Genomic DNA, 14,503 nt, shown 5'->3' on the forward strand with positions numbered 1-14,503 from the left:
AGCGCGACAATCTTGGTGTCATCCCGGACACTTGTGCAGCAAGTGATCCGGGATCCAGGGGCGCGTGGTAAACTCTGTCGAAGCGTTTGCCCCTGGGTCCCGGATCGCGCCGTTGGCGCGTCCGGGATGACACCGAGGCTTAGTCCTTCGCCGGATAAAGGCTTCTGATCTGCGCTTGCAACCAAATCAGCGGCGGCTCGGACATGCGGGCCTTGCTGATCAGAATGTCGAGCGTGGTGCGTGGCGGCTTCACCGGCGGGTCGAACATCACCAGGCCTTGCGTGTCGACGAACAGGCTCGCCAAAGTGCGATCGACGATGGCGACCATGTCGGTGCGCGCCACCATGAGTGGCGCGGCCAGATAATGCGGTTCGACGACGACGACATTGCGCTTCAAGCCTTCGGCCGCGAGAGCATCGTCGATCGGCTCGCCCGTATAGCCATGCGGCGCGATGACGAGATGCGGCAGCACGGCGAAGGTTTTCAACGTCATCGGCGCCTTCAGGCAGGGATGATCGCGCCGCACGATGGCGACGAATTCGAGCGCTGTGATCGGCGCGCGCTCCAGCCGTGCGATGGTGGCCGAGGATACGGTGATGGCGAGGTCGATCTCCATCCGGTCGATGGCGGCGACCACATCGTCGCGGCCGGTCGGCAGAACGCTGATGCCGACGGCTGGCGCCTCGCGACGCAGTTTCTCCATCAGCGGGATCAGCACTGCGTTGATCGCGCCGTCGGTGGCGCCGATCTTGAATTCGTGTGCCCGTGTCGCGTCGAACTGGGTGGGATCGGCGAGGATGTCGCTGGCATCGGCCAACACCTGCATGATGCGCGGCGCCAGCGCCATGGCGCGCGGCGTCGGTTCCACGCCCTTGGGATGGCGCACGAACAGCGGGTCATTGAGGGTTTCGCGTAAGCGCCCAAGCGCATGGCTGACAGCCGATTGGGTGAGGCCGAGGCGCTGCGCCGCGCGCCCGACATGGCGCTCGGCCATGAGGACTTCGAATACGATCAGATAGTTGAGGTTGGCTCGACGTAGATCGAAATGGCTCATGAAGAAATGAATTTATACGAGTTGGATTAATCGCGTCAATCGAACCACTGTCGCTGCCCATGGAGGTCGCTGTCTTGGCAGCACGACAGGGAGTGGACATCGTGAATTTCCAATCAAAACCTGAACGGGTCGATTTCAATCAGATCACGGCGACCGTGGAGGACGAGGATTACAGTCGGCTGTTTCCAGCCGAACGCTACATTTCACGGGAGTGGTTGCAGCGCGAGTATGAGGAGCTGTGGTCGCGTGTCTGGCAGTGGGCCTGCCGCGAGGAGGAGATTCCGCACCCCGGCGACTATTACGAATATCGCATCGGCGATCAGTCGGTGCTGATCATCCGCACCAACGATGGCCGCATCAACGCCTTCCACAATAGCTGCATGCATCGCGGCACGCGGCTCGCCGAAGGCGGCACGCCGGTGGGCGGCGCGGGTTCCTTCCGCACGCGCACGCCCATTGGCGGCACGGGCACGATGCAGAACAACAAGGCGCATTTCAAAGGCAAGATCCAGTGCGTCTTCCATGGCTGGGCCTGGGATCTCGACGGCGAGATCGCCCATCTGCCCGGTGCCAAGGATTTCGCGCCCGAATGCATTCAGCGCGACAAGATCGGCCTGCGCAAAGTGCTCGTCGATACTTGGGAAGGCTTCGTCTTCATCAATCTCGATCCGAACGCCGGACCCTTGCTCGACTATCTCGATCCGGTGCCCGAGCGGCTGGCGAAATTCGAGATCGGCAAGATGCGCATCCTGCGCCATTACACGACGATCCTGCCGTGCAATTGGAAATATGGCGTCGATCAGTTTCAGGAAGGCTATCACGTCTGGGCCACCCATGTGATGGACATGAACGAAGTCGGCGCCGTGTCGACCGGGCCGGGCGGCCGGCGCGTCGGCGAAATGGCGAAGGGGCCGCCGCCGGCCGATATCGTCGGCGCGATGACGACCTATTCGCTGCATGGCCGCCACACCAATTTCTGGGAGCCGGATTGGGAGCTCGGCACCGGCCTGCCCAAGGGCGTGAAGCTGCGCGATATTGCGGCGGATCCGAGAGCTTGGATCCGCGAAGCGATCTCCACCATGGTGGTGCAGGGCCGCGCCGCGCAGTATGAGGTCGATTATTTCGACACGCTGAAAGAACTGCCGCTCGATATGGAGGGGCCGCATTTCATGGCGCTCAATCGCCGCGATGCTTGCGCGGCCAAGGGCATCGATCTGTCAGCCCTGACCGATGAAGAGCTTTACGGCTTTCCCTGCGAGCACCGCATCTTCCCCAATATGCTGGGGCCGGTGGCCGGCAATACGTTCGGCCTGTTCCGCTCGCGGCCGAATGGCAACGATCCCGACAGTTGCATCTGGGACATGTATTTCATGTTCCGCTATGCAGAGGGGGAGGAGGTGGAGCGCGATGTGCTTTATATTCCCGATTGGCGCAATCCGCCGCCGGGCCGCATCACGCCGTCGTTCATGCAGGATTGGCGGACGACACCCTTGTTCCAGGCCGGCATGCACCAGAAAAGCTTCCCCGGCCATCGCTTCTGCCGGCAGGAGCAAAACATCATCCACACTCACAAAATGCTCGATCAGATCATCGGCAAGGAGCTGACTGCATGACGTCACTGCGCCGCGACTTGCCGCAGCGGCCAGAGCGAGGTGAGGCGATCGGCGAGGCCGGCGCGCTTGGCGATGTCGGCACCCAGGCGTTCGGCCTCGCGTAGGACGTCGCTGGGATCAGGACCGTTGGCGAATTGACCGTCACGATAGACGATGCGGCCGTTGACGATGACGGCTTTCGCATCCGACCCCTTGCCGGCGCAAAGGAAGGCGGACAGCGGCCGCTGTAGCGGGCCGACATGGCGGCGGCGCATGTCGAAGATGGCGATGTCGGCTTGCTTGCCTGTTTCCAGCGAACCGATCTCATCGTCGAGCCCCAAAGCGCGCGCCGCGTTGATCGTCGCCATTTCCACGGCGCATTCCACGGGCATGCGCGTGGGATCGAGATGGCGCTGGTGTTGGAACAGCACGCAGGCCTTGATCTGTTCGAACATGTCGTCGGAATAGTCGACCATCGGCCCGTCGGTGCCGAGCGCCGTGGTAATTCCGAGGTCATAGGCATTGGCGGCCGGGGCGATGCCGCCGCCGCGAATGGCTTCGCTGGTCGGCGTATAGACGAGGCTCGCGCCGACATGGGCCATCTGTTCGAGATCGAGTTCGGTGCAATGGATGCAATGGGCGAGCAGCCAGCGTTCGTCGAGCACACCGAGCTGCATGAGATAGCGCACGTCGGTGCGGCCGGTGTGCCGCAAGTGCTGCAAGAACCCTTTTTCCAGCGAGAAGGTGCCGGCGGCGATATGGCTCGAGATGCGCAGATCGAGGTCGCGTGCCAGCTCGGTGCCGCGCAGGATCAACTCTTCGGTGCTCATGCCCGATGATGTCCAATGGGCATTGGCTTCGATCACCATGCCCATGCGCACGAGACCGTCGTGCGCGCCATTCCAACGCTGCACGTCTTCCTTGACGGCGGCCAGCGATTCATCGAGCGACAGCGGATGGGCGGTGAAGCGCGGGTTGCGGCAGCGCAATTCCTTGCCGAACACCTGGCGAATGCCAAGTTCGGCCTGCGGCGCGACGATCGCCTTCACGGTCTCCGATGTCGTCACCGTCACCGAATGATTGAAGGAACAGGTGGTGCCGGTCGCCAGCATTTCCAGACCGCATTGATAGCTGGCGACCTGCATGGCGTCGGTCGAAAGATGTTGCACCAAGGGAAAGACGAGATCGCTGATCCAGTCTTCCAACAGCAGGCCGTCAGCCATGCCTTTGAAGAGGCTGTACCAGTGGTGTTGATGCGCATTGATGAGGCCAGGCATGACGAGGCAGCCTTTAGCGTCGATCACTTCGTCGAAATCGTTTTGGTCGAAATCGCTTTGATCGAAAGCCGCTGATGATGGGAGAACGGCTTCGATCTTGCCGTTGCCGACCATCACAGCGCCATCTGGCCAGACATCGCGATTGTCGTTCACGGTGACGACATAGCCATTCTTGATCAAGATACGGGTCATAGCTTCCTCACCTTTCGGGCGACGGCATCAGGGCTTGCCGACCGCCCAGGGCGCGATCCAGCGGTCGATGCGTTCCTGTGCTTTGATGATCACGCCGCCGAAAACGGCGAGAACGAGCAAAGCAGCGAAGACTTTCTCGGTTTCCAGCACCTGGCCGTAGCGGATCAGAAGATAGCCCATGCCGCTCTGGCTCGATGCGCCGATCATTTCGGCGGCGACGACGAGAATGATGGTGACGCCCATTCCCAGATGCAGGCCTGAGAAAATACTGGGCACGGCGGCGGGGATGACCACCTTCAACTGCACCTGCCGTTCATTGGCACCAAGATCGCGTGCGGCACGCAGCAGGCCTTGGTCGGCTTGGCGGATGCCGGCATAGGTGCTGATGACGACGGGAAAGAAAGCGGAAATGGCGCTGATGGTGAGAATGTAAGCTTCGCCGGTGCCGAGCCAGATGATGAGCAAGGGAATCAGCGAAATCTTCGGCAGCGGATAGAGTGCCGCGATCCAGGGATCGAGCAGGCGCGAGACGATGCGCGACATGCCCATCAGCACGCCCAGCAGAATGCCGAAGAAGCCGGCGACGAGAAAGCCGGCCATGATGCGCAGAAAGGTGACACCGAGGTGAAAGGGCAGCGAGCCGTCGGCGATCATCAGAGCCAGATAGTCGGCGATGGCGCTGGGCGCGGGCAGGATGATCGGCGCGATGCCGCGCAGGCGCACGACGGCTTCCCAGATGGCGAGAAACAGAACGACGGAGGCGATCGGCAGGAGCCTGAGCCAAAGTGGATCCTTGGATTTCTTCAGACGTTTCTTGATGCTCATTGTGCCGCCGCTTCGTTCTGCTGTTGCATGGCGTTCAGAACCTCTTCGCGGATGAGATGCAGGATACGGTCGTAGAGATCGCCGAATTCGGGCGTATTGATCAGCTCTTGCGAGCGCGGCCGCGGCAGATCAATCTTGATGACCTCCTTGATGCGGCCGGGGCGTGCCGTCATCACCACCACTTCGTCGCCGAGCAGGATCGCTTCGTCGATGGCATGGGTGACGAACAGGATGGTCTTGCGCATGCGTTCGAAAATGCGGGTGAGTTCTTCCTGCATGACGATCTTGGTTTGCGCGTCGAGCGCGGCGAACGGTTCGTCCATCAGCAGGATCGGCTGGTCCATCACCAGCGCGCGGGCCAAAGCGACGCGCTGGCGCATGCCGCCGGAAAGCTGGCTGCAGCGCTTCTCCTCGAAATGTTTGAGGCCGACCGAAGCGATCATGTCGCGGGCGTGGGTATAGCGTTGGGCGCGCGGCACGCCGGCCATTTCCAGGCCGAAGGCGACATTGTCGATGACATTGCGCCAGGGGAAGAGATTGAGATTCTGCCACATCATCACCGAGCGTTCGCCCGGCCTGGCTGGGGTTGCTGGATTGGCGGGATCGATAATGCGAATGGTGCCTGATGTCGCCTGTTCGATGCCGCCGACGATCTGGGTGAGGGTGCTTTTGCCGCAACCGCTGGGCCCGAGCAGGCACGTCAGCTTGGCCGAAGCGAAGTGATGGGTGATGCCATCGAGTGCGACGATGCCGTCGCCGCCATCGTCCCAGATTTGCACGAGATTCTCGACAAAGATATCCATGTCGCCTCCAGGTGCCGCGTCTCTTGACGGCATTGACACTCCAGCTCGGGTCGGCCAGATTAAATGCTCAATGCTAATTATCTTAATGTTGAGATATCTTGGGATGATCTGTCAAGAGTATCAAAGCGGCAGGAGTGGTGAATTTTCCAGCATGCGGGTTAGATTGGCGCCATGACAAACCAACTGACTGATTCCGTCGAACATCTGTTGCAGGAATGGCGGCGCGAGCGGCCCGAGCTCGATCCCGCGCCGATCGGCGTGCAGGGGCGCGTCGTGCGCCTGTCGGCGCATCTGCTGCGCGCGGCGGAGGATTATCTCAATCCGCTGGATCTCGGCTGGGAGGCGTTCAGCCTCATCGTCACGCTGCGCCGTTCCGGCAAACCCTATGAAATGCGGCCGACCGATATTCTGCGCGAATCCCTGCTCACGTCGGGCGCCGTCACCAATCGCATCGATCGTGTCGAGCGCTTGGGGCTGGTCGAGCGCCGGCCTGATACGGAGGATCGCCGCAGTTACGTCATCAAGCTGACGCCGGCGGGCAAGAAGCTGGCGGATAAGGCGATCGCCACGCATATCGATGCGGTCGAAGGTCTGCTCGATGTGCTCTCGGCCAAGGAGCAGGCGCAGCTTGCGGGCTTGCTGTCGAAACTGCTTGGCGCTTTCGAGGACAAGGCGAAACCGAAAGCGCGCGGGCGCAGCCGTGCGGTGGCGCAGGACTAGATCGCAACCGGTCCTATTCGGCGGCGATCTGGCCGACGTGCGCGAGATCGACGAAGCGGATGCCGTCGGGAACGATGATGATCAGTTTGTCGCGCACCATTTTGGTGAAGGTGCGGCTCACCGTTTCGATCGTCAGCCCGAGATAATCGGCGATATCGAGCCGGCTCATCGGCAGTTGCAAGGTGGCGCCTTGATGGCCAAAGCGGCTGTTGCGGGCGCGCAGCATCGTCAGGAAGGAGGCCACGCGCTCTTCCGCCGTGCGGCGGCCGAGCAGCACGAGCTGTTCCTGCGCCAAGCGCAATTCGTTGGCGGAAAATTCCAGCAGGCGTCTGACGAGATCGGGCTTGGTATCGAGATAGTTCAGAAATGCCTTCTTGCGGAAGCGGCAGGCGGTGACGGGGCCGATCGCTTCGGCGGTGAAATTGCTGCGGTCCTGAAACGACAGGCCGAGAAAGTCGCCAGCGATGGCGAAGCCGATCACTTGCCGCCGTCCGTCCGACAGAATTTTGCTCAGCCGCACGCAGCCCGACGTGATGTTGAAGACGTTTTGGACCGGTTCGTCCTGGAGGAGGAGGGCGGACTTGGGCGCGACCGAGGTCGGCTCGCTCAAAGCTTGCAGTTCGCCCAGTTCGTCATCGCTCAGCGCGGCGCAGACGCTGAACGGGCGCACCGCGCAGTCCTTGCACCGTGCGGGATGACTTTGGCCTGTGCTTTCACAACAATCCGCCGACATGATCGGCCTCTCCAATGAAAGCCCACCCTATCATCCGGCTTTCCGTGCAACATTGATCTAGATCAATGAGCCGGCCTATCACGCCCCCCTTCAATGCGCCAGCAAGCAGGAGACCGGGCTGCTTTCGAGGAGATCGCGGGTCACGCCGCCAAAAGCCCATTCGCGCGTTCGGCTATGGCCATAGGCGCCTGCGACGATGAGATCGGCGGCGACGGTTTCGCTGAAGGCATAGAGGTCTGAGGAGATGCCGTGAACGAGCTGCGGCTGCACTGCCGCCTGCGCGGCAATGCCGCGAAACATCAGATATTCCACGACATCCTTGACGCTATCAGCCGCATATTCGGTGCCGAAGCTGGCGACCCAGACACTTTGCGCCCGATCGAGCAGGGGCAGCGCGTCTTGAACGGCCCTGCGACATTCGGTCGTGTCGCTCCAGGCGATGACGATCCGTTCGGCGTGCAGGTGGTCAATATGACGCGGCACGACGAGAACGGGTTTGCCGGCGGACATGACGATGTCGCCGGGATCGACGCCCATGGATGGCGAAGCCAGACCGCCAGGAACGACGATCAAATCCGCTGCGCGGGCTTGCGCGATCAGGTGAACCTGCGGCGCCTGGATGTCAAAGCGGCTTTCCGTTTTCGGCCGTTTGGCGGTGAGGCGTTTGAAACGGGCCTCCGCCTCCTTGACTATGTCCTCGACGCCGTCGCGTTGCAGTTCCATGACGACACCCGGCGACACGCCGTCGGCGACGAAGGGAATGAAATCATGGGCGCCGGCGCCGATCAGCCGCGCATCGAAGCGATCGGCCAGGTTTGCGGCGAGTTTGACACGGGCCGCCAGATCGTTGGATCGATCGACGTTCACCAACAGGCTTCTGAACATTTGCGTCTCCGCTGTGCGATTTCACACGCTATGGGCTGCGACGATGCAGGAGCTTGCCGGCACGGGCATTGATTTCGCTCAAAAGGCAGATGGCGGCTCGATCGCCGATGGTTTTGGCGGATTAGCCCTGAAGCGGGCGCGCGATTACTCGCGAGCGATTTGATTTATAAGGGATTTATCCATGGTTCGTAAGATTGCGATGGCGGTTGTCGCCGCGGGCGCCGTGAGCGTGGCCCTGTCGAGCGCGCAGGCGCAGCAATGCGCCGCCAATTTCAATATGGCCGGCACGCCAATGCTTACCGCTTTAACATATCGCACCTTCGATATGGTGCCGCGACCGCAACCGGCGGTCTTGGCGGATTTGGCTTCCGCCGTTGCGGCAGAAGGCTTTCTGGGCATCAAGGTCGATAAGGGACTGGGCGCCATCACGGCGATGCAAGAGACGAGCGGCTCGGGTCGGCCTCAGACGTTGCGTGTGACGGCACGCAAGGCTGGCAGCGGCACGCGTGTCGATGTTGTCTTCATGGTGCAGCCAGGGCAGATCGCGCCGGAAGATTATATCCGCCAGGCTTTCTGCCGGGTGATCTCCGGAGCGCGGCGTTAGTCTCGATCGCGGCTTGGAAGATTTGAATACCGCCTGGATTCTTGGATTCGAGTAACCAAAAAATGGGGAAAGACTCAATTGCCGGCGTAACGATCAATGACTTGCGATCAGGTCGCCCTGAGTCCGCCGTTTTTAATTTGACGCGAAATCGGGAGTCGGTTCTATTGATCGTGTCGTCGCTGGTCCGCTGCCGTGCGATTGACCGTCCCGTCGCCGATAAGGGCTTCCTGGCGCAACACTGAACCCCGCCGCTCGCCGCCGCGGGGTTTGTTTTTGCAGCAACTCTGGCAAAAGTGGCTGGCCGTTTGCGCAAAAGCTGCTAGCCCATGCCAGCATGATGCAACTGTCTTTTCCTAGAATGTGTTTTGCTGCGTCGCAGCATCGGTCGGCCGCATGGTGATCGGTATTCTGGCGGCCGAGGCTTTGCTGGCCTTCTGCACTTTGGCCTTTGAATTGGCGATGGCGCGGCTGATCGCGCCTCATGCCGGTATGTCGACCGATACATGGACGGCCATCATCGCCGCGTTTCTCGTCGCCTGGGCGCTCGGCACCTTTGTCGGCGGCCGCATGGCCGAAGGCATTTCGGTCGCGCGCGTGCTGTGCCGCGCCGCCATCGCTGCCGTTGTAGGTGCTGTGCTGGCGGCGATCGTGCCCTCGCTTCTCAATGCATGGGACCAGATGGTGCTCGACCCGGCGCCACTCGAAGTTTGGCGCGTCGTTCTCTTCGCCGGTCTGCCGCCGTTGCCGGTCGGCTTCTGCTTCGGTCTCGCTGCGCCACTGTTGCTGACGGCGATGGTGCGCTTAACCAAGGGCAGCGGTGTCGCCATCGGCCTCGTCAATGCCATGGGCGCGGCGGGCAGCGTGCTGGGCGCGCTCACCATGTTGTGGCTGTTGCTCGATGTGTGGGGCACGCGCGGCGCGGTCTTGTCGATCGCGGCTTTGGCCGGCGCCACGGCCGTTCTGCTGCTTGGCATGGCCTGGCGCCTGCGCGGCCAAGAGGGCCAAGAGGAAGCAGCATGAGCGCACGCCCGCATCCCTCGCTCATCATTCTGCCGGTGGTGACTTTCTGCTCGGCGATGGCGGCACTGGCGCTGGAGATCGCCATCGTCCGCCTTGGCGCACCTTATGTGGGGCAGGCCTTGGCGCCCTGGTCCGCAGCGATCGTCAGCGTGCTGCTGGGCTTGGCGCTAGGGCATATGCTGGGCGGCCTGGTGGGCGGCGCGCAGGCCAGTGTGCATCGCCTGCGCGTGAGCCTGGCGCTGGCCTGGTTCTTCGCCGGTGTCGCGGCCGCCGCCGTACCGCTGTTGGTGGCGCCGGTGACCGAAGCTCTGTCGGGCGATCAGGAACCGGCCCGTCTTGCGGTTCTAGGCCTGTCGGCCTTGGTCTTTCCGAGCTGTGTCGCCGCCGGTCTCTCCTTGCCCGTGGCCCTGCGGCTGTGTGTGAAGATCGCCGATGGCGTGCGGCCGGGACGTCTTGCCGTTCTATTGGCTGCGTCTGCCATTGGCAGCGTGGCGGGATCGGCGCTGTCGGGCTTCGTTCTGTTGGAGACGGTTGGCGCCGTTGGACTGGCGCGGGGCATCGCCTGGTTGTGGATCGCTCTCGGCCTGGTCATCCTGCCGTGGCATGAGGTCCGACTACCGCTGCGCCTGCTGGCGCTTCTGCCTGTTGTGATCGCGGCGCTGCTGTCTTTCCGCTCGCATGTCGGCAAGGCGTGCTGGACGGAGACGCGCTACACCTGCATCCAGATCAGCGACAAGACGGCCCAGAATGGCGATCTGCTGCGGGTGATGGCGCTCGACGAAGGCCTGCACAGTCTGTCCGATCGCGAACATCCCGATCGTCTGCATCTGGCCTATGCGGCGCTGGTCGACAAATTGGCGCGGCTGGCTTTCGTTGGTTCGGCGACGCCGCGCGCGCTGGTGATCGGCGGAGGTGGCGCTACTTTGCCGCGCGCTTGGGCGCAGATGCAGCCGCCGGTTCGCTCCACCGTCGCCGAACTGGATCGTCGCGTCGCTGCCGAGGCAGCCGACATGATGTGGGCCGACAGCCCGAACATCCGCACCATCATCGGCGACGGCCGCGCCGTGCTGCGCAGTCTCAAGCATGAGCCGCTGTTCGATGTGGTGCTGATGGATGCCTATCGCAGCCATAGCGTGCCGGCGCATCTGGTCAGCCGCGAGTTCAACGCGGAGGTGGAGCGGCATCTGACGAAGCCTGGTGTCTTTCTGTCCAATGTCATCGATCGTTACGCCAGCCTGCATCTGGCGGCGAGCGTTGCGGCGACGTTGCGGCAGACCTTTCCGGTGGTCGACGTGTGGATCACCGATGCCGATGGCGCGGGCATGACCAATGCAGTGATCGCGGCCTGGTCCGACGTGGCGCAGGCGCTGCGGCCGCAGCAGATGACGGTCGACGTCACCCGCTGGAATGCCGGCGAAACCACGCATACGGAACAGGTCATCTGGCGCCGTTTCAGCGTCGACGAGCTGGTACAGACGCGTGGTCTCTGCACCGTCGTGCTCACCGATGACTGGGCGCCGGTCGATCGCCTGTTGGCGGGCCGGTCGGTTTGCGCGGTACCGGCCAAGAAGCCGGTTGCGCCATAGCTTGTCCGATAGTTGGGCAAGCGCCCTCAAAAAAGCTTGCGGTGCAGGCTTATCTTGCATTGCAATCGGCGCGGCAATCTGCCAACACGTCGACCGATAAAGAGAGACGGGCGAGGAACGATCAGACGCGACTTGTCCGCCATTGTGGCAAGCTCATTGCAGCCGGCCAAGCTCTTGCAGCAAGTATGGTGAGGACTCCGATGACTCGTTCGATCCAGCAATATTATCATTTCGCCTTTCCCTGCCGCGACGCGGAGGAAACGCGCCGCTTCTATGAAGACGTGCTGGAGCTGCCGCTGGTGCATTGCATGCAGGTGGATGCGGTGCCGAGCTCCGGTGAGAAAGGCCCTTACGCGCACATCTTCTTCGAGCTGGCCGATGGCTCCTACATCGCCTTCTTCGATCTCGGCAAAAACGAAATGCCGGCGCCTTCGCCCAATACACCGAAATGGGTGCAGCATCTGGCCATGCAGGTTGCCAATGCCGATGACGTGCTGAAATACAAGAAGCGTCTGGAAGCGGCGGGTGTCGAGGTGTTGGGCCTCGTCGATCACGAATTCATCCAGTCGATCTATTTCTTCGATCCGAACGGCCTGCGCCTGGAAATCACCACGCGCACGGAAGAGCCGGGCTTTCTGGAGAAAGCCGCTGCCGAAGCGCACGAGGAATTGGCGAAGTGGACGGCGTTCAAGAAAGAAGCCGCTCACTAGTCTCTCGATCCCCATAGCACTTGATCTGGCGCGCTGCGGCGCGCCTTTTTGATGACGGAGAACTGCCTTGTCCGAAGCCCAGTCGCGTTGCGTATGGGATCGCGTTCCGATCGTTCTGTCCTTCGCCGAACAGGTGAAAATGACCGAGACCTACGGGTTCGTCGGCAGCCAGGGGCGCACAGTTCTGGAAGGGCAGCGGCTTCTGCCGCGCGATCGGCCGTCGGACACGGTCTATCTGTTCATGCATCCGACCTCGACCCTGCAATTGCTGCCGATGCCGACGTCCTTGGCCGATGCAGGCCTACATGTGATGTGCTGTGGCAGCCGCTATGCCAAGAACGACAGCGCCTTGATCATGGAAAAGGTGGCTTTCGATCTCGGCCAATATATCCGCCATGCGCGCGAGGTTCTCGGTTATCGCAAGGTGATCCTGGTTGGCTGGTCGGGCGGCGGCTCGTTGTCGCTGTTCTATCAGGCGCAGGCGGAGAAGCCGTCGATCACCCACACGCCGGCCGGCGATGCTTATGACTTGACGACCGCCAATCTGCCGCAGGCCGACGGCATTATTTTCATCGCCGCGCATCTGAGCCGCGCCGAGACTTTGACCGAATGGCTCGACCCGTCCTTGACCGACGAGCTGCGGCCCGACGTGCGCGATCCCGAGTTCGATATCTATGCGCCGAACGCACTGCATAAGCCGCCATTCTCGGCCGATTACATCGCGCGCTTCCGTGCCGCGCAGGTGGCGCGCAATCGCAAGATCACCGACTGGGTGCGCGACACGCTCGACTTCTTGAAGCGCAAGGACGATGGCGAGATGGAGCGCGGCTTCGTCGTCCATCGCACCATGTGCGATGTGCGCTGGATCGATCCTGCGGTCGATCCCAACGATCGCAAGCCGAACTGGACCTACCTGGGCGATCCGCGCATCGTCAATGCGGGGCCGGCTGGATTGGCGCGGTTCTCGACCTTGCGCTCCTGGCTGTCGCAATGGTCCTATGATCTGTCGAATGCCAAAGGCCCGATGAACGCGGCCAAGATCACCGGCGTGCCGGTGCTGCAGATCGAGAACAATGCGGATGACGCGGTGCCCGCGACCCATAACCCGGCGATCCGCGATGCGTTGGCGACCAAGGACAAGGAATTCGTCCAGATCCGCCACGCGACCCATTATTATCTCGGCCAGCCGGAACTGCTCGCCCAGTGTATCGAGACGGTAATCGATTGGAGCTTGCGCAAGCAATTGCTCGATCGGCGGCCTGCGGGCTGAATGGCCGCCTGAACTTTTGGATGGAACGATAATGTCGAAGAAATTGAATATCGCCGTGGCGGGTGCTGGTATCGGCGGCCTGGTCGCGGCACTGGCGCTGATCCGCAAGGGCTATGACGTCACGGTCTATGAGCAGGCGCCGGAATTGCGCGAATTGGGTGCCGGTTTGCAGATCAGTGCCAACGGTACGCGCATTCTGATCGCGCTCGGTTTGCGCGAAGCGGCCGAGAAGATCGCCTGCGTGCCCGATGGCAAGGAAGTGCGTCTCTACAGCACGGGCCAGACGTGGAAACTGTTCGATCTCGGCGATGCCTCGGTCAAGGAGTTCGGCGCACCCTATTGGATGGTCCATCGCGGCGATCTGCACACGCTGCTGATCAATGCGGTGAGTGCGGCGCAGCCGGGCGCAATCAAGCTCGGTCACAAGCTCACCGATCTGACGCAAGACGGCTCAGGCGTGCGCATTGGCTTCGAGAATGGCGCTGTCGCTCAGGCGGATGTGCTGATCGGCGCCGATGGCGTGCATTCGCGGGTGCGTCAGCTCCTGTTCGGCGATCTGCCGGCTCAGTTCATGGGCGTGGCCGCTTGGCGCGGTCTGGTGCCGATGGAACGGCTGCCCGTGCATATGCGCCGGCTCGTCGGTAGCAATTGGGTGGGGCCGGGCGGTCATGTCATCACCTATCCGGTGCGCGGCGGCACGATCCTGAATTTCGTCGCGGCGATCGAACGCGACAATTGGGCGGTCGATTCGTGGACCGAGCGTGGCACGATCGAGGAATGCGCCGCCGACTTCGTTGGCTGGCACGATGACATTCAGGCCATGGTGCGCAATCTCGAAGTGCCCTACAAATGGGCGCTGCTCGGCCGCGAGCCTCTGCAGCAATGGGCGGTCGATCGCGTGGCGCTGCTCGGCGATGCCTGCCATCCGACCCTACCGATGCTGGCGCAGGGCGCCAATATGGCGATCGAGGACGGCATGGTGCTGGCGCGCTGCATCGAGGCCGATGCCGATCCCGTCGCGGCGCTGAAGCGATTCGAGAAAGCGCGCGTCACCCGCACCTCGACGATCGTGCATCGCTCGACCGAGGCGGCGCAACGCTTTCACAATCCGGAATTGGGCAATGCGGAAGGCGCGGCCGCTTATGTCGATCGCGAATGGACGAGCGAGAAAATCGATCAGCGTTATCGCTGGCTGTTCGAATATGACGCGCTGACCGTGCCGGTTTGAGGGC

At 62.2% G+C, this 14,503-nt stretch carries 14 protein-coding genes; 8 read left to right on the forward strand and 6 right to left on the reverse strand.

Going from position 1 to position 14,503, the window contains the following annotated elements; all coding sequences use genetic code 11:
- Window positions 1-139: 139 nt before the first annotated feature.
- Window positions 140-1,054 (reverse strand): LysR family transcriptional regulator, encoded by a 915-nt coding sequence (locus OIM99_RS08705; RefSeq protein WP_311849938.1) that lies wholly within the window; start codon window positions 1,052-1,054, stop codon window positions 140-142.
- Window positions 1,055-1,155: 101 nt separating this feature from the next.
- Here OIM99_RS08705 and OIM99_RS08710 point away from each other — a divergent pair, with 101 nt between their 5' ends.
- The gene (locus OIM99_RS08710; protein ID WP_311849939.1) at window positions 1,156-2,667 is read left to right on the forward strand and encodes an aromatic ring-hydroxylating dioxygenase subunit alpha; all 1,512 of its coding nucleotides are present in this window, start codon (window positions 1,156-1,158) and stop codon (window positions 2,665-2,667) included.
- Window positions 2,668-2,669: 2 nt separating this feature from the next.
- Here the strand turns inward: OIM99_RS08710 and OIM99_RS08715 are convergent, their stop codons facing one another.
- From OIM99_RS08715 to OIM99_RS08725, 3 genes are read right to left on the reverse strand one after another with little or no spacing between them, the layout of a single operon-like run.
- Window positions 2,670-4,115 (reverse strand): amidohydrolase family protein, encoded by a 1,446-nt coding sequence (locus OIM99_RS08715; RefSeq protein ID WP_311849940.1) that lies wholly within the window; start codon window positions 4,113-4,115, stop codon window positions 2,670-2,672.
- Window positions 4,116-4,142: 27 nt separating this feature from the next.
- Window positions 4,143-4,940, reverse strand: coding sequence for an ABC transporter permease (locus tag OIM99_RS08720; RefSeq protein WP_311849941.1), 798 nt, complete (start codon window positions 4,938-4,940; stop codon window positions 4,143-4,145).
- Complete coding sequence (locus tag OIM99_RS08725; protein ID WP_311849942.1) at window positions 4,937-5,743, reverse strand: ABC transporter ATP-binding protein; 807 nt, start codon at window positions 5,741-5,743, stop codon at window positions 4,937-4,939. The genes OIM99_RS08720 and OIM99_RS08725 overlap by 4 nt, the downstream gene beginning before the upstream one ends.
- A gap of 171 nt (window positions 5,744-5,914) precedes the next feature.
- On the opposite strand from OIM99_RS08725, the gene OIM99_RS08730 reads away from it, so the two are divergent.
- The gene (locus OIM99_RS08730; protein ID WP_311849943.1) at window positions 5,915-6,463 is read left to right on the forward strand and encodes a MarR family transcriptional regulator; all 549 of its coding nucleotides are present in this window, start codon (window positions 5,915-5,917) and stop codon (window positions 6,461-6,463) included.
- A 13-nt stretch (window positions 6,464-6,476) separates the two neighbouring features.
- On the opposite strand, the gene OIM99_RS08735 is transcribed toward OIM99_RS08730, so the two are convergent.
- Window positions 6,477-7,133: a helix-turn-helix domain-containing protein gene (locus tag OIM99_RS08735; protein ID WP_311849944.1), complete on the reverse strand. Its 657-nt coding sequence runs from the start codon at window positions 7,131-7,133 to the stop codon at window positions 6,477-6,479.
- A gap of 153 nt (window positions 7,134-7,286) precedes the next feature.
- The gene (locus OIM99_RS08740; protein WP_311849945.1) at window positions 7,287-8,081 is read right to left on the reverse strand and encodes a universal stress protein; all 795 of its coding nucleotides are present in this window, start codon (window positions 8,079-8,081) and stop codon (window positions 7,287-7,289) included.
- Between the two features lie 181 nt (window positions 8,082-8,262).
- Between OIM99_RS08740 and OIM99_RS08745 the strand changes: the two genes are divergently transcribed.
- The 6 genes from OIM99_RS08745 to OIM99_RS08770 all read left to right on the forward strand — a co-directional run bounded on the left by OIM99_RS08745 (window position 8,263) and on the right by OIM99_RS08770 (window position 14,499).
- A complete protein-coding gene (locus OIM99_RS08745; RefSeq protein ID WP_311849946.1) occupies window positions 8,263-8,685 on the forward strand; it encodes a hypothetical protein in 423 nt (140 codons plus the stop codon).
- Between the two features lie 393 nt (window positions 8,686-9,078).
- Window positions 9,079-9,705 (forward strand): fused MFS/spermidine synthase, encoded by a 627-nt coding sequence (locus OIM99_RS08750; protein ID WP_311849947.1) that lies wholly within the window; start codon window positions 9,079-9,081, stop codon window positions 9,703-9,705.
- Window positions 9,702-11,291, forward strand: coding sequence for a fused MFS/spermidine synthase (locus tag OIM99_RS08755; protein ID WP_311849948.1), 1,590 nt, complete (start codon window positions 9,702-9,704; stop codon window positions 11,289-11,291). The genes OIM99_RS08750 and OIM99_RS08755 overlap by 4 nt, the downstream gene beginning before the upstream one ends.
- 200 nt (window positions 11,292-11,491) lie before the next feature.
- The gene (locus OIM99_RS08760) at window positions 11,492-12,001 is read left to right on the forward strand and encodes a VOC family protein (RefSeq protein WP_311849949.1); all 510 of its coding nucleotides are present in this window, start codon (window positions 11,492-11,494) and stop codon (window positions 11,999-12,001) included.
- Between the two features lie 67 nt (window positions 12,002-12,068).
- Window positions 12,069-13,271, forward strand: coding sequence for an alpha/beta hydrolase (locus OIM99_RS08765; RefSeq protein WP_311849950.1), 1,203 nt, complete (start codon window positions 12,069-12,071; stop codon window positions 13,269-13,271).
- Window positions 13,272-13,302: 31 nt separating this feature from the next.
- Window positions 13,303-14,499, forward strand: coding sequence for an FAD-dependent monooxygenase (locus tag OIM99_RS08770; RefSeq protein ID WP_311849951.1), 1,197 nt, complete (start codon window positions 13,303-13,305; stop codon window positions 14,497-14,499).
- The last annotated feature ends 4 nt before the right edge of the window (window positions 14,500-14,503 follow it).

Origin of the sequence: Methylocella sp. CPCC 101449, from assembly GCF_031921685.1 — a bacterium.
Taxonomy (GTDB): domain Bacteria; phylum Pseudomonadota; class Alphaproteobacteria; order Rhizobiales; family Beijerinckiaceae; genus Terripilifer.